The organism is Janthinobacterium sp. AD80, assembly GCF_002878455.1.
Taxonomy (GTDB): Bacteria; Pseudomonadota; Gammaproteobacteria; order Burkholderiales; family Burkholderiaceae_D; genus Janthinobacterium.
The window spans coordinates 1-18,573 of the sequence record NZ_NRDQ01000119.1 but is presented as its reverse complement, the minus strand read 5'-3'; the positions used below and the strand labels follow the sequence as shown (position 1 = coordinate 18,573).

Sequence of the window (18,573 nt, the reverse complement as noted above, 5' to 3'; positions counted from 1 at the left end):
ATGGCGGCCGGCCTGTTCGGCGCGGCCGGCATGGGCGCGCACAGCGCCATCAGCCGGTTGCTGCTGGCGCACCTGGCGCCCACGTCCATGATGACGGGCAATGTCACGCAAGTCGTCATCGACACGGTCGACGTGCTGCGCGGCGCGGCCGACGGCGCCACGCGCGAGCGCTGCGTGAAGTTCTTCTGGCCCTTGCTGGGCTTTGCCGCGGGCGCCATCCTCGCCGCCTTTGCCTATCTGGCCGTCGGTTTCGCCGCGCTGGCCGTGCCGCTGGCGATTTTGCTGGTACTGATCGCGCTGGAACCGGCGCGCCTGCCAGCCTAGATCTTCGCGACAATGGCCGGTTCGTACACGGCCAGGAATTCCGGTGGCAGGCGGCGTGCGCGACCGCTGCTCAATTCGATGCAGATCAATTCCCAGCGCCCGCGCACGACGGTGGCGCCGTCGCTGTCGCGGACCAGCTGGAAGCGCCGCTCCATGCTGGAGCGGCCGTCGCTGGCGCACAGCCAGGTGGCCAGGGTGAGCGCCTCGCCGGCCCGGGTGGCCAGCAGGTAGTCGTACTCGCCGCGGCGTATCGCCATGGCCCGGTCCAGGCGCCGGTAGTCATCCAGGTCCAGTCCCAGGGTCGCCGAATGGTGCCAGGCGATATGCTCGCACCAGCGCACATACACGGCGTTGTTCGTATGCTGCAAGCCGTCGATGTCACCCGGCTCGGGCGTGACGGGCAGGGTGCAGGCGTGTGGATAATCCCAGTTCAATTGGCGTCCTTTCGGTAGACAAGCGGCAGATTGTACGTGCTGGCGGCCATTCCTGCCGCGGCCGCACTGCTGGCAAAACACTGTTTTTCCTCTTGATGTATGATGCATCATAAATTAAAGATCCCACGCCGCGCATGAATACTCCATTCGAAAGCCTCTCGCACGTCAACCTGGGCAAGTCCGTGTATGCCATGCTGCGCGAGGCGCTGGCGGCAGGGCGCTTCAGGCCCAACGACCGCTTGCGCATCCGCGAACTGGCGCTGCAGCTGGGCACCAGCGTCACGCCCGTGCGCGACGCCATGCTGCAGCTGGTGCAGGAAGAAGCGCTGGTGCTGCGCTCTCCGCGCGACTTCCGCGTGCCCGTGCTGAGCGTGGCGCGCTACCTGGAAATCCGCGCGCTGCGCGTGGAACTGGAAGGCCTGGGCGCGGCGGAGGCGGCGCAGCGCATCGATGCTGCCACCCTGGCGGACCTGGAACGGCTGCTGCAGGCCAACGAAGACGCCATCGCCCGGCACGACCTGGCGGCCGCCCTGCAGTGCAACCAGGCGTTTCACCTGGGCCTGGCGCAGGCGGCCGGCATGCCGACATTAAAGCGCTTCGTCGACCATCTGTGGATGCAGACGGCGCCCCTGATCGCCGCCGGCTATGCGGCCTTTACGCCCGACATGCGCGTGGGGCACCACCGCGAAATCATCAGCGCGCTGCGCCAGCGCGACAGCGCCGCGGCCCGCCGCGCGATCGAACAGGACATTCTCGACGGCGGGGCGCAGATGCTGGCGTATGTGATGCGCCTGGAGCGCGTGCATGCCGGCGCGGTTGAGCAAGACATGGACGAACAGGACATGGACGAACAGGACAAGGAACAATATGAGCAATCACTGTAGCAAGGACAGCGGCGCAAACATCGCCGAACAGAAAACCGCCATCGTCACGGGCGCCAGCCGTGGCATCGGCCACGCCGTGGCCGAGCGCTTCCGCAGCCTGGGCTGGCGGGTCATCACCGTGTCGCGCAGCCCGATTCCGGGCGGCTGCCCGCGCAGCCAGGAGCACAACACGCACTTTTGCATGGATCTGTCGGACCTGAGCCAGATCGGCCAGATGGTCGACATGCTGCGCCCCATGCTGGGCGAGGGCAAGCTGCACGCGCTGGTGAACAATGCGGGCGTGTCGCCGAAGGGGCCGGGCGGCTCACGCGTCAATTCGCTTACCACCGACATGCAGACCTGGCAGGAAATGTACAACACGAATTTCTTCGCGCCGCTGGCGCTGACGCGCGGCTTCGCGCAGGAATTGTCGAACGCCGGCGGCTCCGTGGTGAACCTGTGCTCGATCGCCGGCTACCGCGTGCATCCGTTCGCCGGCTCCGCCTACGCCAGCTCGAAGGCGGCGCTGGCCTCGCTGACGCGTGAAATGGCCAACGACATGGCGCCCATGAATGTGCGCGTCAACGCCATCGCGCCGGGCGAGATCGACACGGCGATCCTGTCGCCGGGCACCTCGCACATCGTCGACACGCAAATCCCGTTGCGCCGCCTGGGCACGACGGCCGAAGTGGCGGACCTGGTGGAGTTCCTGTGCAGCGAGCGCGCCTCGTACATCACGGGCGCGGAAATTCCCATCGACGGCGGCCAGCGCATTTAAGCGCATCGAACAAGGAGCATCGCCATGACGCGACATATCGGTATCGTCGGCTGTTCGGCCGAAGGCGCGGCGCTGTGCTACCGCACCATCTGCGAGGAGGGCGCACATGCGTTGGGGCCGTACGCGCATCCTGAAGTGTCGATGCACACGCCGTCGCTGGCGCGCTATGTGGCTTGCCTGAACGCGGGCGACCTGGCCGGCGTAGCCGAACTGATGCTGGCCTCGGCGCACAAGCTGGCGGCGGCGGGCGCCGATTTCCTGATCTGCCCCGACAACACCATCCACCAGGCGTTTGAGCTGGTGGCGCCCCGTTCGCCGCTGCCGTGGCTGCATATCGCCGACGTTGTGGCCAGCGAGGCGCAAGCGCGCGGCTTCCAGCGCGTGGGCTTGACGGGCACGCGCTGGCTGGTCGACAGCGCCGTGTATCCGGACATGCTGGCCGCGCGCGGCATCGCCTGCGTGCGCCCTGGCGAAAACGAACGCGGCGACATCGACCGCATCATCATGCAAGAGCTGGTGCCGGGCGTGGTCAAGCCGGACAGCGTCCAGCGCTTCCAGGCCATCATCGCCGGCTTGCGCGAGCAGGGCTGCGATGCCGTGATCCTGGGCTGCACGGAAATCCCCCTGATCATTAGCGACGCCAATTCGCCGCTGCCGCCCCTTGATTCCACGCGCCTGCTGGCGCGCGCGGCCCTGCGCAAGGCGCTGTCCGCCTAGCTGTATCCTGGCTGGATAGCCGCGCCTGCAATCTCAGTGCGCGTCCAGCTGCATCTGCAGCGCCGCCACTACCAGCGCGTGGTCGTCGGCCTGCGCCAGGCCGGAAACCGTGACGGTGCCGACCAGGCCCACGCCACGGATCAGCAGGGGAAAGGCGCCGCCGTGGCCCGCGTACTCGATGTCGTCGAGGTATTTGACGTCTTCGAAGGTGCTGCCCCGGCTCTTGTAGGAAATGCCCATGTAATAGGAGCTGCGGCAAAAGCGCTGCACCGTGTTGTTCTTGCGGCGTATCCAGTCCGCCTGGTCCGCCGTGGCGCCCGTCATGGCGTGGTGGAACAGCACCTGGCCGTTGCGCGTGATGTTGACGGTGACGGCTTTGCCGCGCTTACGTACTTCCTCGACGATCCACAGGCCGACGGCCAGCGCGGTATCGTTGTCGAAGCGGTCGAACTGCAGGGATTCTTCCTGCTGTGCCAGGGTGTGCAGCAAATCGGCGTAGTGATCCATGTGAATAAAAGGCAGGAGTGGCTGGAAGCGCTACTGTAGCGCACCGGCGCGGCTGCGCGCGCGCTTTTTGCGCGGCGCCGCGTAAAATACGCGGCATGAACCTGTCCCTGTTTGCCGATGAAGAGCAGGCGCCAGCCGCTCCCGCGCCGCTGGTGCCCGGCACGAGCGCATCGATGCTGCTGCGCGGTTTCGCGCTGCCGTATGTGGCCGGGCTGCTGCCGGCGCTGGACGCCATCGCGCACGCCGCGCCCTTGCGCCACATGCTGACGCCAGGCGGCTTGCCGATGTCGGTGGCCATGAGCAGCTGCGGGCTGCTCGGCTGGGTGACGGACCGGCGCGGCTACCGCTATGCGGCGCTCGATCCCGCCAGCGGCCAGCCCTGGCCGCCGATGCCTGCCGTCTTCCTGCGCCTGGCGCAGGAGGCGGCGCTGGCCGCCGGCTACGCGCATTTCAACCCTGATGCCTGCCTGGTCAACCGCTATGCGCCCGGTGCGCGCATGGCCCTGCACCAGGACCGCGACGAACGCGATTTCACCGCCCCCATCGTTTCCGTTTCGCTGGGTTTGCCCGCCACCTTTTTATTCGGCGGCGCCGCGCGGGCCGACAAGGCAGCGCGCATTCCACTGCTGCACGGCGACGTGGTGGTGTGGGGTGGCGTGGACCGCCTGCGCTTTCACGGCGTGGCGCCGCTGAAGGAGGGCGAGCACGCGCTGCTGGGCGCGCAGCGCATCAATCTGACTTTTCGCAAGGCTTCCTGAGGCCACCTGCAAAACCTGCTGCGTGTCGGCATGGGCAGCCTGCGACGCGCACCGGCTCGGCGGCCCCGTACTGTTCCTACGGTTGCGCTTCCAGGCCAGCGCTTCCTTCCGCTCGCTACGGTGTTGTCAGGTGCTGGCCGTCAGAGCGCAGGTGTTTTATTCGCCTGCACATGGCCGGCTGCACGCCACGGCGTTCCCGCTTGCAGCACATATTGCGCGTAGACGTAGCGCCAGGGGATGGCCAGGTACACCAGCACCACCAGCGAGCATTCAAACGCCGTGGCCGTGGTGGCGGGATCTGCCTGGCCATTGAGCCACTGCGGCAGCGGCACCAGCAGCAGCCAGATGGTTTTCCACAGTGCTTCCCACAGCAGCACGGGCAGCATCTGCAGCGGATAGCGCACGCCCAGCAAACACAGTAGCGAGAACGCGGCCAGCATGCAGTTGACGGTGCCTTGTGCCAATCCCCATGGCTGATGCGGCATGATGATGCCGGGCCACAGCACGCTGCCCAATCCCAGGACGACCAGCAGATACATGGCGCGCAGCGCATACAGACGGATGGTCGAAACGGTGTTCATGGTCATGGCTCCCGGGTTGAGGTGGCAGGCAGGCGACGTTACTCGACTTCCTTGAGGATTTTTTCCAGGCCGCCCATGCGCGTTTCGATGTGCGCCAGGGTGGCGCTCAGTGCGGCCAGTGCGGCGGCCGTTTGCGCCTGCGAGACGGCCAGTGACTGGGCCAGTTCCTGATAGGCGCTGTCCTGCGCCAGGCGCGCGCGGGCTTGCGCCACGCTGGACGCATACTTGAAAGCGTAGATGAGGACGGCGGCGGTGCAGGTGAAAAAGAACGCCGCGAAGAATGCATTTTCAGTCATGATGGTCTCGATTATTCAGGGTTGGGGGTAAGCGACGACACTGCCGCGGCAATGCTGGCTGGCGTGAGCAGCAGTTGAAACGCACTGGCTTCAAAGAAATTCAGGGCCTTGCCATCGTGCGACAGTTCCAGCTGGCTGGTGACCAGGCCCGCGTTTTCCAGTTTTTGCAGGTGCAAATGCAGCAGGGGACGGCTGATGCCCAGGTCGCGTGCCAGCTGGCTGATGTAGTTGCGTCCGCCACTGGCCAGCGCCGCGACGATGCGCAGCCGGTGCGGATTGTCGAGCGCCGCCAGCATGGCCAGCAGGCGGTCTCCCGTCGGTGATGTGTGTAAATCTGTCATGTGTCAACATTATCTGACACATGACAGCGAGTCAAGCGAAATATGCGCGCGGAAAAAGGGCCGGGGCCGGGGCCGTGCCTGCGGGCGGCTAGCGCGCCATCGCGTGCTCCAGCGCCTGGGCAAACGCGATATGGTTGCCGTCCGGGTCGGTCAGCATGATGGTGTGCACCTTTGCCGCCTTCGTCAGCGCGCCATGTGCCACGTTCAGCTGCTGCAAATGCGTGGCCAGCAGTTCGATATCGTCGACGGCCAGGGTCACGGAGCCGCCGCCGGCCCGCTCGGGCTGCTGGTACAGCTGCAGCCAGCCGCCCCGGTCAAACCTCCATTCGGCAACTTCCGGCATGGGCCGCGAGTCGGCTTCCTTGTCCAGCAGGCTGGCGTACCAGGCGCTCGCGGCGCGCAAGTCGCGCACGGCCAGGCTGGCGATGGCGTTCAAAATCGGCATGGTCTTGCTCCTTGGTCGAGGTTGAACCTTACGATAAGGCCAGGACGTGCGCCGTTTCCGTGCGGGCGCGCACCGTGGCATTTTTTACAGGCGGCTTAGGCTTAGATGCAAGGCACTTGCAAATATGGCTGGCTTTCTCCATCATATGCAATTCAATTGCATATTGAAGGTATTTCATGAAACGCGATCAGCACGCCACACCCTTGCCCGATGTTGCCTCCAGCGGCAATGCGGACAATCTCTTGCCCCTGGAATGGGTCGGCATGCAGGGCATCGCCTTGCCCTTGTGGCTGGAGGGAGGAGGCCAGGCGCAGCAGGTGCATGCCTGGGCCGACGTGCACGTGGACTTGCCCGACCCGCGCGTCAAGGGCATCCACATGTCGCGCCTGTATCTGCTGCTCGATGCGTTTGCCGCCGCCGGGCCGCTCGATGCCGGCGAGCTGGCGTCCCTGCTGCGCACGATGGTGGCCAGCCATGCCGATTGCGCCAGCACGCAGGCGCGCCTGGCGCTGTCTTTTTCCTTACTGCGACGCCAGCCGGCGCTGCTGACGGCCGGCCTGTCGGGCTGGAAATCCTATCCCGTGCGCCTGCAGGCCACGCTGTCGCCGCAAGGTTTTAGCTTGTCCCTGACCGTGGAAGTTGGCTATTCGTCGACGTGCCCGTGTTCGGCGGCGCTGGCGCGTCAACTGCTGGCCGACGGTTTTGCGGCGCAGTTCGGTCCGGGCGGCATCGATGGCGCGGCCGCCCGCGACTGGCTGCTGCAGCACGCGAGCCTGGCCACGCCGCACAGCCAGCGCAGCACGGCCAGCGTCACCGTGTCGCTCGATGAAACGGCGGAGCTTGATGTGTACACCCTGATCGACCTGGTCGAGGCCGCGCTGGCGACGCCGCTGCAGACGGCCGTGAAACGCGCGGACGAACAGGCCTTCGCGCGCCTGAATGGTGCTAATCTGATGTATGTGGAAGATGCAGCGCGGCGCGTGCAGGCGGCACTGGCGCGCCACTACGCGCAAGCGAGCGTTGCCGTGCGGCATATGGAAAGCCTGCATCCGCACGACGCCGTGGCACAGGCCGGCGATTTTGCCGGTGCCTTTTAGTCAAGCCCCTGGAGGAGAACAGCATGCCGGAAAAGAATGAGCGCGGTGCCGAAGAAGGCACGCTGGAGCTGGAACAGGAGCTGCAGCGCGAGCGGCGTGAACATGCGCTGATCGATGAGGAAAAGCTGGGCATGGATGAACTGGAAGAGGAGCGGCTCCGGCGCGATCTGGCGCATGAGTCTGCCGGCACGCCAGCGAAAAAATAGCCTTGTAAATTTGAAAACATTGCTGGCATCGGGACGCGCTGGCCGGTACAATTTCGCTTTGCCTAGCTATCGTCCCCGTACCAGGAGGCCCATGAAATTCAGCGTCGCTTTATTACAGTTTGCATTCGGCATTTCAGCCGGCACCTTGGCCGTCACTTCTGCCCAGGCCGCCACCATCTGCACCGCCATGGCCGATGCCAAGGCGGGTACTGTCCTGCTGCAGGAAGGTAACTGCTTCGACCGGGTGACGCCCGCGTCCACCTTCAAGATCGCTCTCAGCCTGATGGGCTATGACGCCGGCTTCCTCAAGGATCAGCACAAGCCGGTCTTGCCCTACCTCCAGGGGTATGTGGACTGGGGCGGCGAGGCCTGGCGCCAGGATACGGACCCGTCGCGCTGGATGCAGTATTCCGTTGTCTGGTATTCGCAGCAGATCACGCAGGCGCTGGGCGCCGAGCGCTTCCAGAAATACGCGAAGGCTTTGCGCTACGGAAACGCGGATGTGTCTGGCGACCCGGGCAAGGACAACAGCCTGGAACGTTCCTGGATCGCCTCATCGCTGAAGATTTCGCCGCTCGAGCAAGTGGGTTTCTTGCGCAAGCTGGTCAACGACCAGTTGCCCGTCAGCAAGCAGGCGATGGAACAGACGCGCCGCCTGACGCGCCTGGAAGACGTGGGCGGCTGGCAAGTGCATGGCAAGACAGGCGCGGCCTTTCCGCGCAAGGCCGATGGCAGCTTTGACGAGGAGCACGGCTACGGCTGGTTCGTGGGCTGGGCCAGCAAGGGCGAGCGCACCATCGTCTTCGCGCGCCTGGTGCAGGACGAACAGAAGGGCGAACAGTCGGCCGGCATCCGCACGCGTGCCGCCATGCTGAAGGAATTGCCGGCATTGCTGGAGCAGGCGCAGAAGTGAGCTCGAAAGCGGTGACGGCGACCTTTATCGCCACTGAAGGAGAGTACCTGGAAGCCATTATCGAGGTGGACGGCCAGCGGCTGCACGTGATGGACGAGTTCGATGGCTCGCAGCTGGCCGCCGGCACGCCATTCCAGGCGCAACTGTGGCCCATGGCCAGCGGCAGCGATGATTGGGATGCCATCTTCAGCGCCAATCCCGGTGCGGTAAAAGGCTTGCGCCGGCTCGATGGTTGGCGCTACCTGGCGCTGGGCCAGGTGATCAGCGTCGCTCCCGTCGTCTGCGACTGCGGCTTGCTGCTGGTGGAAGACGCTTTTTACACGCAGGACGCGCGCTGCGTGGGCGCGTATGTGGGCGTGACATTGGCGCGCCTCGATGCCTGCCGTGCCTGAGCAGGGGGGCCTTGCACTTTACAATGTCATGGCGGACACCAGCTGGTAGCCCAGCCTGATACCCAGGGCAAAGACGGCAAAGCCGCTGGCAGCAAGGAAAATGGCGTGCAGCTGCTGGCGTGCTGGCAGGGTAGGCATGGCGGCGTCCGGTAGTGAATGGGGTGATGGTGGAGCTGAGTATAGTCCATGCCTTTCAAGATTGGCAATAATCAGGGTGTCTTCCTTACTTACGCTTACTTACGCTTACTTATTTCCAGCCGGCCACATAGTCCGCCCTATATACTTGCTGAAACGGATCATCCGGCATCAGACAAGGTTACAGGCATGGCATCAGGCATGGAGCAGTTTCAGGAAAAAGCACGGCAGGCGCTGGCAGTGGCGCGCACGCAAACCGTTCGCGTAGCGGGCGTGGCGTGGACAAAAATGGTGGCGCTGTACCGGCGCGGCCATGCCCATTTGATGACCTTGCCGCCCGTGCGGCGCGCGCTGGTGCTGGGCCTGTGGTCATTCCTGGCCCTGCTGGCGCTGCTGGTTGCCTATATGCTGCTGCTGATCCCCTTGACGCCCAGCATCCACGACCTGCGCCAGGCGCGCGCCGCCGCGCCCAGCACCATGGTCAGCGCGGATGGCAAGGAACTGGTGCGCTTCGACCAGGGCTTGCAGGAGCGCGTCACCTTGCAGCAAATCTCGCCCAACGTCATCAGCGCGCTGATCTCGACGGAAGACCATCGTTTCTATGACCATCACGGCATCGATTTCACGCGCACGGCCGGCGCTATTTTGCATAGCGCGCGGGGCAATCCCCAGGGCGGCTCGACCATCACGCAGCAGCTGGCGCGCAATATGTTCCCCGAGGAAATCGGGCGTTCGCGCAATCTGAATCGCAAGCTGAAGGAACTCATCACGGCGCTGAAGATCGAAGCCACTTACAGCAAGACGGAAATCCTCGAAGCCTACCTGAACACGGTGCCTTTCCTGTACAACACCTACGGTATCGAAATGGCGGCCCGCACGTATTTCGACAAGCCGGCCTCGCGTCTCGATATCCTGGAAAGCGCCACCCTGGTGGGCATGCTCAAGGGTACGAATTACTACAACCCGGTGGGCAATCCCGAACGCTCGCTGCAGCGCCGCAATGTAGTGCTGGGGCAAATGCGCAAGCACGACGTCATCGACGAAGCCCGCTACAAGCAGCTGGTGAAGCGGCCGCTGCGCCTGCATTTCGAGCGCCAGAGCGAACGGGCGCAGTCGGACAGCCATTTCACGGCCTACGTGCGCAAGTGGCTGATCGACTGGGCCGACGAAAACGACTACAACCTGGAACGTGACGGCCTGGTCGTGCACACCACGCTGGACCACGATCTGCAGCAGGCGGCCGAGCGCGCCGTCGAGCGCCAGGCGAATGCATTGCAGGCCATTGCCGACGTGGAATGGAGCCGCGCCGGCGTGCCATCGTCCACTTCGACAGGCATGTATGCGGGCATGCAGGCGGGCAGCGTGGCGTTTGATTATTTCTGGAAATCGCACCCGGGCTTGCTCGACAGCTTCGTGCGCGAATCGGCCGACTACCGCAAGCTGACGGCGGCCGGCGGCACGCCCGATGAAGCGCTGGAAAAACTCAAGGGCGACCGCGCCTTCATGGCGGCCCTGCGCAAATCGAAAACGCGCCTGGAAGCGGGCTTTACGGCCATGGACCCGGCCACGGGCGCCGTGCGCGCCTGGGTGGGCAGCCGCGACTTTGCGCGCGAGCAATTCGACCACGTGGCGCAGGCCGCGCGCCAGCCCGGTTCCACCTTCAAGCCCATCGTGTATGGCGCGGCGCTGGAAAAGGGCCTGAGTCCCGACCACGTCTACCGCGATGCCGTGATGGATATCAAGGCGGCAGACGGCAGCAAATGGCGCCCGACGGACATGAGCGGCACCACGGGGCGCGACATGACCATGCGCGACGGCCTCGTGTACTCGAAAAACACCATCACGGCGCAAGTGATGCAGGACGTGGGCTTGCCGCCGATCATCAAGCTGGCGCGCGCGCTGGGCATCCGCGACAGCAAGCTGGAAAAAGTGCCGTCGCTGGCGCTGGGCACCAGCCCCGTCACTTTATTGGAAATGGTCAATGCCTATGCCAGCATCGCGGCGCAGGGCGAGGCGCGCATGCCCTTTGTCGTCACGCACATCACTGACCGCGAGGGCAAGATCATCGCCCGCTTCGGCGACGCCAAGCCGCAGCGCGCCATGAAAGCAGAGTCTGCCGCCACCCTGACGGACATGATGCGCGGCGTCATCGACCGGGGCACGGGCACGGCCATCCGCAGCCGTTTCGGTATCCGTTCCGACGTGGCCGGCAAGAGCGGCACGACGCAAAACAATGCGGACGGCTGGTTTATCCTGATGCATCCGGAATTGGTGGGCGGCGCCTGGGTGGGTTTCAACGATGCGCGCGTCACCATGCGCAGCAATTACTGGGGCCAGGGCGGGCACAACGCCGTGCTGGTGGTGGGCGACTTCTTCAAGACGGCGCTCGATACAGGCAAGATCGCGCGCGACGCCATCTTCCCCGGTGGCAAACCGCCAGCGCCGCTGCGCCATGTGGAACCGGTCGAGGAACCGCAGGATGAGCCGGTGGAAGAGCCGGGCGACCTGCTGCAGGAAGGCGCGCCGCCGGCGCCGCTGGCCATGCCGGCCGAAGCGGCCGATGGACAGGAAGCGCATGGCAAGGCGTGCCGGAGCCAGCCCCGACGCCGGCACCTGCGCCGGCGCCGCAACCCGCCCCAGCACCCGTGCCGCAAGGCTGACGGGCAGGGCCTGGCGCCTGTCCCGAATTGAACCGCTGAACCGTTGCATCGCGTCCTGCGCTGTGTTTATGGGCGCCGCGCGGCAGCCGCCATGGAGAGCATAGAACAATCATGAGTCCGATCAAACCCACGCTCAGACTAATACTCGGCGACCAGCTTAATCCCCGGCATCGTTGGTTGACCGACGTCGACGACGCCACCGTCTATGTCTTGATGGAAGTGCGGCAAGAAACCGATTATGTGCTGCATCACGCGCAAAAAATCCTGGCGATCTTTGCCGCCATGCGCGACCTGGCGCGCCAGCTGCGCCAGGCCGGGCACCGGGTGCACTATATCGCCATCGACGATGCCGAAAGCGCGCGGCCGATGCCGGAGAATATCGAAGCGCTGATCGCCCGCTACGACGCCGCCGCCTTCGAATACCAGGCGCCCGACGAATGGCGCCTGGATCAGCAGCTGTACCAGGCCGGGCGCCGCTCGGCCATCCCGTGGATGATGGTTGACAGCGAGCATTTCTACACGGCGCGCCACGAAGCGGCCGATATTTTCGCGGGCCGTAAGCAATGGCTGATGGAATTTTTCTACCGCCAGATGCGCGTCGCGCACCAGGTGCTGATGGCAGACGCGAAGCAGCCCGTCGGCGGACAGTGGAACTTCGACCACGACAACCGCAAACCCTGGCGCGGCACGCCCGCCGAGCCGCAGGATGCGCGTACCCTGCATGACCATTCCGCGCTATGGCAATCCATCGTCGCTGCTGGCGTGAAGAGCTTTGGCGCGCCCCAGGCCGACCGGCTGGCCTGGGCATTGAACCGCGAGGAAGCGCTGCGCCAGCTCGACGCCTTCATCGAGCATGCGCTGCCGCATTTTGGCGACTTCCAGGATGCCATGAGCATCAAGGCCAGGCGCTTGTTCCATTCCCTGCTGTCGTTCGCGCTGAACGTGAAAATGCTCAATCCGCGCGAAGTCGTCACCCGGGCGCAGGTGGCCTACCATGCGGGCCATGCGCCGCTGGCCGCCGTGGAAGGCTTCACTCGCCAGATACTGGGCTGGCGCGAATACGTGCGCGGCGTTTACTGGGCCAACATGCCCGGGTATGCGGAAAAGAATTTCTTTGGCCACCAGCGTCCGCTGCCGGCATGGTTTTGGGACGGCAAGACGAAGATGCATTGTGTGTCAACGGCAATCACCCAGTCGCTGGAACAGGCGCATGCGCATCACATTCAGCGCTTGATGGTGATTGGCAATTTCGCACTGCTGGCCGGCCTCGATCCGGCCGAAGTGCATGGCTGGTACCTGGGCATTTATATCGACGCCTTCGAATGGGTGGAATTGCCCAACACCGTCGGCATGAGCCAGTTTGCCGATGGCGGCTTGCTGGCCACCAAGCCATATGTGTCCAGCGCCGCGTATATTGACCGCATGAGCGATTATTGCAAGGGCTGCCACTACGACAAAAAGGCGCGCATCGGCGAGCGCGCCTGCCCGTTCAACGCCCTGTACTGGGATTTTTTCCAGCGCAATGCAGACAAATTGGCGCGCAATCCCCGCATCGGCATGGCATATCGGCAACTGGAGAAGATGGACGAGGCGACAGTCGCGGCTTTCCGGCAGCAGGCCGCCACGATGCTGGCCAGGCTTGATTCCCTGTAATGCCGGTTCCTATGGCCCGTGACACGCTTGCACGGCATGCTACTTCAACGCCGCGTCACGCAGGAACACTTGCAGCACCGCAAGGCTGAGTACCTGGCTGATTATGGCGTTGATTGGTTTCGGAAATACCTCGGACTGCCGGATGTTCACGCTGGCAGTCCGGCTGGCGGCTGGCGGCAGCGGTTGCAGATTTCTTTATAAGAAACTGTAGCAGGGAAGGCCGGGAAAAGTGCCGGGTGGCACCCGCAGTCTGGCTACCATTTGGGCTCACGTGACCAGCGCAGCACCGTGGCAAGCCTGATTTTCACCGTATCTTCCTCCCCCGTTTCATGCTCCAGCCACAGGATGCCGTCTTCGATGCTGACCCAGGCATCGACGATTCGCGTGTCGAACGGCATCGCCGTGTCTTTGATATCGATCTTCATACGTCCAGACTCAACATTGAGCGACCTTAATACCCGCGTCGTTCGCTGCGTAAACTCGATGATGTATGAAGTGCTTGTTTTTTTGATCATCAGAAATGCTCACCAAAAATGCTTTGAATATTTTTTAATATTACTACATAAAAATTTTCCTAAGCGTACGCTGGAAAACATGTGAAAAGTTTCGTTGGAAAATTCTGATTTAAATACATTAAAATTCTCCTATGGAAAAAATATTTCTATGCTTATATTAAAATATTCAAAATAAATTATTTCCGAGGGAAAAAATAGTTTAATTTTTGATATGGCATTCATGCGCGTTCTGATACTTGATCTAAATCAATATATTTCTGTGTATTAATTTAGCGATGGATTCTTGCTGCTAGGATATGGGGCAACGTTGGCCTGAGTGAGTCATCCATGCATATTGGAAATGAAAATTTCTTTATGGAAAATTCTTGTGCGCATGCTCTACAGGCATTTAATGTATTGCGTAAAAGATATCGCACGCGGCTAAGAAATTTGATTTGTCATCATATTCAGCGCGAGGAAGATATTGATGACATGCTTCAGATTGTATTTCTTAACGGTTTTCAATGTTTTAAAAGAGGTCGCAGGCATTTCATGTTTTATCCGACCTGATATTCAATGGCCATGAATGGCATAAAAAACCATTATGGCAGTGCCAGAGAAATGCAATCGGATTTCCTTGATTTGTTTGATGGCATGGATTATTCCAGTGATGCATTGAACATGTTTCATGAAGATAGTCCGGAACAGATATGTAGTGCAATGGAAACCGGAATGGAAGTTATTCGCTTGATGGCGAATTTGCCGCCTCCCTTGAAAAATGCACTGTTGTTGCGTGAGGAGGAAGGCATGCGTTATGACGAGATTGCGGCAAGGATGGAATGCCCCGTGGGAACAGTGCGAAGCCGTATCCACAGAGTCAGAGCAGAGATACGCAAGCTACTGGAAAAGGATCAATGAATGCGGCCTGCCGAATTGCGGTAGCCCGAAGCGGGAGCATATGGTGCTTGCCCCACATTTGACTTGAATTTACATGGTAAATAAAAATGACATCGGTGGCATGGTACAGGTGGAACTTGGTCATCCCAGGCGGATCGATGCGTTGACCGCGCAAAAAATAGATGTGGCGATTATTTTCCAGGAAATGCTTGGTACCGCTGTGGCAGCAAAATATTTGCAAACAAATGGCGTGGTGCTCGCTGTCGCATTGCGCGTGTTGGTACACGCGCGCAGAAAAGAGCCGTCGCCGCCAAAAATGATCGGCATCGAATCAGGATCTGCCAATTGCCAGCTTTCCAGCCGGGCCGAAGCAGGCGATGAACCCCGCTTAAAACACAGGCATAAGCTGCTGTGCCTGGAGATAGACTGGCATTGGCTCTTGCAGGCATGCGGGCGTTTCCCCTGAAAAAGCCCGACCGGACGTCAGAGCGTATTGCGCCTCAATCCCGCTTCCCGCACGAACACCTGCAGCGCCGCCAGGGTCTGCTGGTGCAGCGTTTTCAGTTCCTCCCTCAGCGCCGGTGTAATGGTGAGGCTGCCATCGGCTTGCCGGTGCAGTGGCAGGCCCAGCGCTTGCGCCATTTCCACCGGGTAGTTCGTGAAGTTGCCGTAGGGCCGCTTGCCGTCGACGGACGGCGTGGGCCAGTAGCCTTCGGCCAGGTATTCTTCGGCCGCGCCCATGCCCAGCATGTCCAGCGGCAGCCACGACTGCTGGCGCAGCAGTTTCACATGCCGCGTGGTCAACGTGAACGGCGTCTTGCCATTGGCGTAGCTGCCCGGTTTCAGATTTGCCATCTGCACGAAATGCGGCAGCAGCTGCGCCGCTTCCATCAGGCGCTGGGCGGCCAGCGCCGCGTCCTTGCTGTCGATGGCCTGCATGGCCAGCGCCAGGGTGTCGCCCTTGCCCAGCGGGTAGGCGGGATTGAGCATGGGCGCGCCGTTTTCCACGGGCGACCAGCCAATATTGAAACGCCGTATCAGCGCCAGGTGGTGCACGTTCAGCACTGTGGGCAGCGGTGCATCGAGCGTGGCCAGGATGCGCCGACGCACGGCGCCGGGCAGGGAACGCTCGGCCGCGCACACCAGCATGGGCGAGCACAGCACCGTGCCCAGCAGGCGCAGCAGGTGGCGGCGCACGGGATGGAGCAGGCCCGTCATCACGGCGCCGTCAAGTCCTGGCGCTGGAACTCGATGCGGTTTTTCTCGTAGTCCCACTTGTCATGGGGGCCGAAGACGCGCCGGTTTTCCTTGCTGTTGGCATTCGACACTTCGCGTTTCATGCGCCGCACCAGCGCCGCATCCGTGAGCGGCGTCGTGGTGGCGCTGAAGACGTCATGGCGCACGCTGGCCTTGGCATCGGCGCCGCGTGAAATGATGGTGAGCTTGCGCGAGGCCGGATCGAAATACAGGCGCATGGCAAAGGTATTCATATCCTGCAGGTACAGGCCGTCGTCGCGCTGCTGGGCATAGAAATAATCGCCGCAGACGGCTTTCGGTTCGCGCTTCCACTCGCACGACAGGACGATCAGCAGGTGCCTGTCGTCGAGCGGCTGGATGGAAATACGCCCCTTGGAATAGCCCCAGCTGCTGGCCGGCACGGTCGCCGACGAGGCAAGGTTGTAGTCGCCCACCAATGTGGACATCGGCACTTGGGCCAAGGCGCCCGTGCAGAAAATCAAGGCGGCAGCCGCAATGGCGCCGCGCAGCGTGGAAAAGGGTGTCATGATGGCCATTAAAAAAAAGTTGCCATATTATAAGTGGCAACTTTCTTTGGGGAACGCGCGATTGAACGCGCCCGTGGCCGTTACTTCAGCTTGCTCAATTCCGCCACCTCGACCTTGACGACCTTGCCGTCCGTGGCCGCTAGCAGCGCGTGGAAGTGGGGCGTCGTTTCATGCGCCCTCAAGGCGGCCACGTCGGTCCATTCTTCCAGCATGATGAAGCGCGTGGGAATTTTGTTGTCGACATGCAATTCGTAGCGCAGGCAGGCGCTTTCCGCGCGGCTGGGCGGCACGACGGCTTCGAAGGCGGCGCGCACGGCGTCGACATGTTCAGCTTGGGCATCGATGGTGGCGACGACGATCAGGGTCATGGTGGTCCTTGTGAAGTAGTGGGGCGGGTGCAGCTTAGCGCAGTTTGCCCTTTCTTGCCGGCCAGTCACAGTCTGGCTGGGCCGAAACACTTTCTGTCCCAGCCAGAAAATCCGCCGCCGCCTTATTTCGCCTGTCTCGCTTATGCCGCCTGCAATGCGCCGATCTGTGCAAACGCGGCGTTCAAGGCCTGGGCCCTGGCTTCGTCGCTGACCTTCACGCCTTCGGCGCGCACGATCTCGATCTGCGTGATGCCGAGGAAACCGAGGAAACTGCGCAGATGGCTTTCCTGGTGCTCGAGCGCGGCCATCGGCGTGTCGGCGCCATAGTAGCCGCCGCGCGTCGAGGCGATGATCACGCGCTTAGCGCCCAGCAAGCCTTGCGGCCCGTTGGCCCCATATGCAAACGTCTTGCCCGGCACGGCCAGCGCGTCGAGCCAGGATTTGAGCTGGCTGGGGATGGCGAAGTTGTACATGGGCGCGCCGATGACGATGACGTCGGCGGCCAGCACTTGCTCCAGTGCCGCGCCCAGCGCGGCGCTATCGGCATCGCCGGGCGCGGCCGTGAATTGCGGCAGCGGCTGCACGGCCAGGTCGCGGTAGTGGACGCTGGCGCCCGGCGCGGCCGCCTCCAGGCGGGCGGCGATGGCGGCGGTCAATTGGCGGCTGATGGAGTGTTCGCCGAGTATGCTTGAATCAATGTGCAGGATGTTCATGGGGCCTTCTTGGGTGATATGATCGGGTGGTATGTTTTTGTAACCGAGTTAAATATAGTGACTATCAAATGAACGCACAAGAAGGCACTTTTTCGACACTGGGGCACACGGATGTGACCATGGACGACATGGCCGCGCGCGGGGCCGAGCTGGAACGGCGCATGCGCGACCAGGGCGGCCATGCGGGCGTGGCGGACTCGTGCCGCCCGATCACGGACATCCTCACGCGCGTGGGCGACAAATGGAGCGTGATGGTGGTGATGTTGCTTGGCAACGGCACCAAGCGTTTCAACGAGATGCGCCGCGTGATCGGCGGCATTTCTCAGCGCATGCTGACCTTGACCCTGCGCGGCCTGGAGCGCGACGGTCTCGTCACGCGCACCGTGTTTCCCACCGTGCCGCCGCGCGTCGACTATGCGCTGACGGACCTGGGGCGCTCCCTGCTGATCCCCATCAGCGCGCTGGGCGTCTGGGCGTATGGCCACCGCGACGCCATCGATGCGGCGCGGCAGGCGTTTGATGCCAGGGCCGATGCGGGTGCAGGGCCGGATACTTAAGATAGTTCGATGACGGCCAGCATGTCGTTGCCATCTGCATCCATGCCTTTTTCCACGAAGCCCATGCTGGCATAGAATTCTTTGGCGTTGGCATTGCCTGGCTTGTAGCAAATCTCGATGCTGCGCGCGTCCGGCCGGGCGCGGATTTCCGCCAGCGCCAGGCCGAGCGCGGCCCGGCCAAGGCCTTGTCCCTGGCGCCGGTGATCGACCATGAAGCGCCAGATCTGGTAGTAGCCGGGCGGGTCTTCCTCGTCGGGCGAGACGAACATCAGGAAACCGATCACGTCCTCATCGCAATACACGGCGCGCGTATGCATGGTGGCGGGGTGGAAGCTGGCCTGCGCCATGGAGTAATCGTTGCTGGCCAGATAGTCGCGCTGCTCAGGCAGCAGCGGCAGTTCGCTGACGATGTCGAAATTGTCGGCCGTGACGGCGCGCAGGCTGATGCTCATAGTCGCAGGCAATAAAAGCAGGGCCTGGCAGTATGCGCAAGACTTAAGCAATTGGCAAGGCTATTTCACCGCGTGCGCCAGACAGCGGTGGAGTGATGAGGGCGTGGCGGCCGTGGCGGGCCGCCATCGGCATTTACCGGGCCGCCACCGCTTCAGTTTCCGCCTGCGGCCCCTGCCAGCCGCCGCCGAGCGCCCGGTAAGTGGCCAC

At 62.8% G+C, this 18,573-nt stretch carries 26 protein-coding genes; 14 read left to right on the top strand and 12 right to left on the bottom strand.

The annotated features are described in order from the left end of the window. Positions 1–324 (top strand): DUF1275 family protein (locus tag JaAD80_RS20540; RefSeq protein ID WP_146012450.1); only part of this gene is annotated, 324 nt, incomplete at its 5' end. Here JaAD80_RS20540 and JaAD80_RS20535 read toward each other — a convergent pair. Then, positions 321–758, bottom strand: coding sequence for a thioesterase family protein (locus JaAD80_RS20535; protein ID WP_219726858.1), 438 nt, complete (start codon positions 756–758; stop codon positions 321–323). The two genes, JaAD80_RS20540 and JaAD80_RS20535, sit on opposite strands and share 4 nt — an antisense overlap. A 134-nt stretch (positions 759–892) precedes the next feature. Here JaAD80_RS20535 and JaAD80_RS20530 point away from each other — a divergent pair, with 134 nt between their 5' ends. Genes JaAD80_RS20530 through JaAD80_RS20520 form a run of 3 tightly spaced genes read left to right on the top strand, consistent with a single transcriptional unit; the run spans position 893 to position 3,116 of the window. Continuing rightward, positions 893–1,642 (top strand): GntR family transcriptional regulator, encoded by a 750-nt coding sequence (locus JaAD80_RS20530; protein WP_102296796.1) that lies wholly within the window; start codon positions 893–895, stop codon positions 1,640–1,642. Then, positions 1,626–2,399 (top strand): SDR family NAD(P)-dependent oxidoreductase, encoded by a 774-nt coding sequence (locus tag JaAD80_RS20525; protein ID WP_180979508.1) that lies wholly within the window; start codon positions 1,626–1,628, stop codon positions 2,397–2,399. Before JaAD80_RS20530 ends, JaAD80_RS20525 begins: the two co-directional genes overlap by 17 nt. 24 nt (positions 2,400–2,423) lie before the next feature. Then, positions 2,424–3,116: an aspartate/glutamate racemase family protein gene (locus JaAD80_RS20520; RefSeq protein WP_102296794.1), complete on the top strand. Its 693-nt coding sequence runs from the start codon at positions 2,424–2,426 to the stop codon at positions 3,114–3,116. Positions 3,117–3,149: 33 nt separating this feature from the next. On the opposite strand, the gene JaAD80_RS20515 is transcribed toward JaAD80_RS20520, so the two are convergent. Continuing rightward, entirely contained in the window at positions 3,150–3,623 is a 474-nt protein-coding gene (locus JaAD80_RS20515; protein WP_102296791.1) for a heme-degrading domain-containing protein, read from the bottom strand. A 95-nt stretch (positions 3,624–3,718) separates the two neighbouring features. On the opposite strand from JaAD80_RS20515, the gene alkB reads away from it, so the two are divergent. Continuing rightward, entirely contained in the window at positions 3,719–4,381 is a 663-nt protein-coding gene (gene alkB, locus JaAD80_RS20510; RefSeq protein ID WP_102296789.1) for a DNA oxidative demethylase AlkB, read from the top strand. Between the two features lie 140 nt (positions 4,382–4,521). Here the strand turns inward: alkB and JaAD80_RS20505 are convergent, their stop codons facing one another. From JaAD80_RS20505 to JaAD80_RS20490, 4 genes are all read right to left on the bottom strand, one after another. Further along, positions 4,522–4,962: a hypothetical protein gene (locus tag JaAD80_RS20505; protein WP_102296803.1), complete on the bottom strand. Its 441-nt coding sequence runs from the start codon at positions 4,960–4,962 to the stop codon at positions 4,522–4,524. A 38-nt stretch (positions 4,963–5,000) separates the two neighbouring features. Further along, positions 5,001–5,258, bottom strand: coding sequence for a hypothetical protein (locus JaAD80_RS20500; protein WP_102296787.1), 258 nt, complete (start codon positions 5,256–5,258; stop codon positions 5,001–5,003). 11 nt (positions 5,259–5,269) lie between these two features. After that, positions 5,270–5,599 carry a winged helix-turn-helix domain-containing protein gene (locus tag JaAD80_RS20495; protein WP_102296785.1) on the bottom strand — a complete coding sequence of 110 codons (330 nt, stop codon included), beginning with the start codon at positions 5,597–5,599 and terminating at the stop codon, positions 5,270–5,272. A gap of 88 nt (positions 5,600–5,687) precedes the next feature. Beyond that, positions 5,688–6,044 carry a VOC family protein gene (locus JaAD80_RS20490; RefSeq protein WP_102296782.1) on the bottom strand — a complete coding sequence of 119 codons (357 nt, stop codon included), beginning with the start codon at positions 6,042–6,044 and terminating at the stop codon, positions 5,688–5,690. A gap of 176 nt (positions 6,045–6,220) precedes the next feature. On the opposite strand from JaAD80_RS20490, the gene folE2 reads away from it, so the two are divergent. The 6 genes from folE2 to JaAD80_RS20460 all read left to right on the top strand — a co-directional run bounded on the left by folE2 (position 6,221) and on the right by JaAD80_RS20460 (position 13,100). Beyond that, positions 6,221–7,141, top strand: a complete 921-nt coding sequence (folE2, locus tag JaAD80_RS20485; protein ID WP_102296780.1) for a GTP cyclohydrolase FolE2 — start codon at positions 6,221–6,223, stop codon at positions 7,139–7,141. 23 nt (positions 7,142–7,164) lie between these two features. Beyond that, positions 7,165–7,347: a hypothetical protein gene (locus JaAD80_RS20480; RefSeq protein ID WP_102296777.1), complete on the top strand. Its 183-nt coding sequence runs from the start codon at positions 7,165–7,167 to the stop codon at positions 7,345–7,347. 91 nt (positions 7,348–7,438) lie between these two features. Continuing rightward, entirely contained in the window at positions 7,439–8,260 is an 822-nt protein-coding gene (gene blaOXA, locus JaAD80_RS20475; RefSeq protein WP_102296775.1) for a class D beta-lactamase, read from the top strand. Beyond that, a complete protein-coding gene (locus JaAD80_RS20470; protein WP_102296773.1) occupies positions 8,257–8,652 on the top strand; it encodes a hypothetical protein in 396 nt (131 codons plus the stop codon). Before blaOXA ends, JaAD80_RS20470 begins: the two co-directional genes overlap by 4 nt. A 324-nt stretch (positions 8,653–8,976) precedes the next feature. Continuing rightward, a complete protein-coding gene (locus tag JaAD80_RS20465; RefSeq protein WP_374755260.1) occupies positions 8,977–11,478 on the top strand; it encodes a penicillin-binding protein 1A in 2,502 nt (833 codons plus the stop codon). 80 nt (positions 11,479–11,558) lie between these two features. Beyond that, the gene (locus JaAD80_RS20460) at positions 11,559–13,100 is read left to right on the top strand and encodes a cryptochrome/photolyase family protein (protein ID WP_102296771.1); all 1,542 of its coding nucleotides are present in this window, start codon (positions 11,559–11,561) and stop codon (positions 13,098–13,100) included. A gap of 254 nt (positions 13,101–13,354) precedes the next feature. Here JaAD80_RS20460 and JaAD80_RS30810 read toward each other — a convergent pair whose 3' ends face one another. After that, positions 13,355–13,525, bottom strand: a complete 171-nt coding sequence (locus JaAD80_RS30810) for a hypothetical protein (RefSeq protein WP_180979507.1) — start codon at positions 13,523–13,525, stop codon at positions 13,355–13,357. A gap of 651 nt (positions 13,526–14,176) precedes the next feature. Here JaAD80_RS30810 and JaAD80_RS20455 point away from each other — a divergent pair. After that, positions 14,177–14,512 (top strand): sigma-70 family RNA polymerase sigma factor, encoded by a 336-nt coding sequence (locus tag JaAD80_RS20455; protein WP_180979506.1) that lies wholly within the window; start codon positions 14,177–14,179, stop codon positions 14,510–14,512. A gap of 73 nt (positions 14,513–14,585) precedes the next feature. Then, a complete protein-coding gene (locus tag JaAD80_RS20450; protein ID WP_102296766.1) occupies positions 14,586–14,957 on the top strand; it encodes a hypothetical protein in 372 nt (123 codons plus the stop codon). 17 nt (positions 14,958–14,974) lie between these two features. Here JaAD80_RS20450 and JaAD80_RS20445 read toward each other — a convergent pair whose 3' ends face one another. The 4 genes from JaAD80_RS20445 to JaAD80_RS20430 form a co-directional block, all read right to left on the bottom strand. After that, on the bottom strand, positions 14,975–15,709 hold the full coding sequence (locus tag JaAD80_RS20445) for a hypothetical protein (protein WP_102296763.1): 735 nt from the start codon (positions 15,707–15,709) through the stop codon (positions 14,975–14,977). Next, on the bottom strand, positions 15,709–16,275 hold the full coding sequence (locus JaAD80_RS20440; RefSeq protein ID WP_102296800.1) for a hypothetical protein: 567 nt from the start codon (positions 16,273–16,275) through the stop codon (positions 15,709–15,711). Before JaAD80_RS20440 ends, JaAD80_RS20445 begins: the two co-directional genes overlap by 1 nt. Before the next feature lie 80 nt (positions 16,276–16,355). Continuing rightward, the gene (locus JaAD80_RS20435; RefSeq protein WP_102296761.1) at positions 16,356–16,643 is read right to left on the bottom strand and encodes a putative quinol monooxygenase; all 288 of its coding nucleotides are present in this window, start codon (positions 16,641–16,643) and stop codon (positions 16,356–16,358) included. A gap of 140 nt (positions 16,644–16,783) precedes the next feature. After that, positions 16,784–17,356, bottom strand: coding sequence for an FMN-dependent NADH-azoreductase (locus JaAD80_RS20430; protein WP_102296759.1), 573 nt, complete (start codon positions 17,354–17,356; stop codon positions 16,784–16,786). 161 nt (positions 17,357–17,517) lie between these two features. Between JaAD80_RS20430 and JaAD80_RS20425 the strand changes: the two genes are divergently transcribed. Beyond that, positions 17,518–17,913 (top strand): helix-turn-helix domain-containing protein, encoded by a 396-nt coding sequence (locus JaAD80_RS20425; RefSeq protein WP_102296799.1) that lies wholly within the window; start codon positions 17,518–17,520, stop codon positions 17,911–17,913. Here JaAD80_RS20425 and JaAD80_RS20420 read toward each other — a convergent pair. Next, entirely contained in the window at positions 17,910–18,365 is a 456-nt protein-coding gene (locus JaAD80_RS20420; RefSeq protein ID WP_102296756.1) for a GNAT family N-acetyltransferase, read from the bottom strand. The genes JaAD80_RS20425 and JaAD80_RS20420 overlap by 4 nt on opposite strands. Positions 18,366–18,573 lie beyond the last annotated feature (208 nt).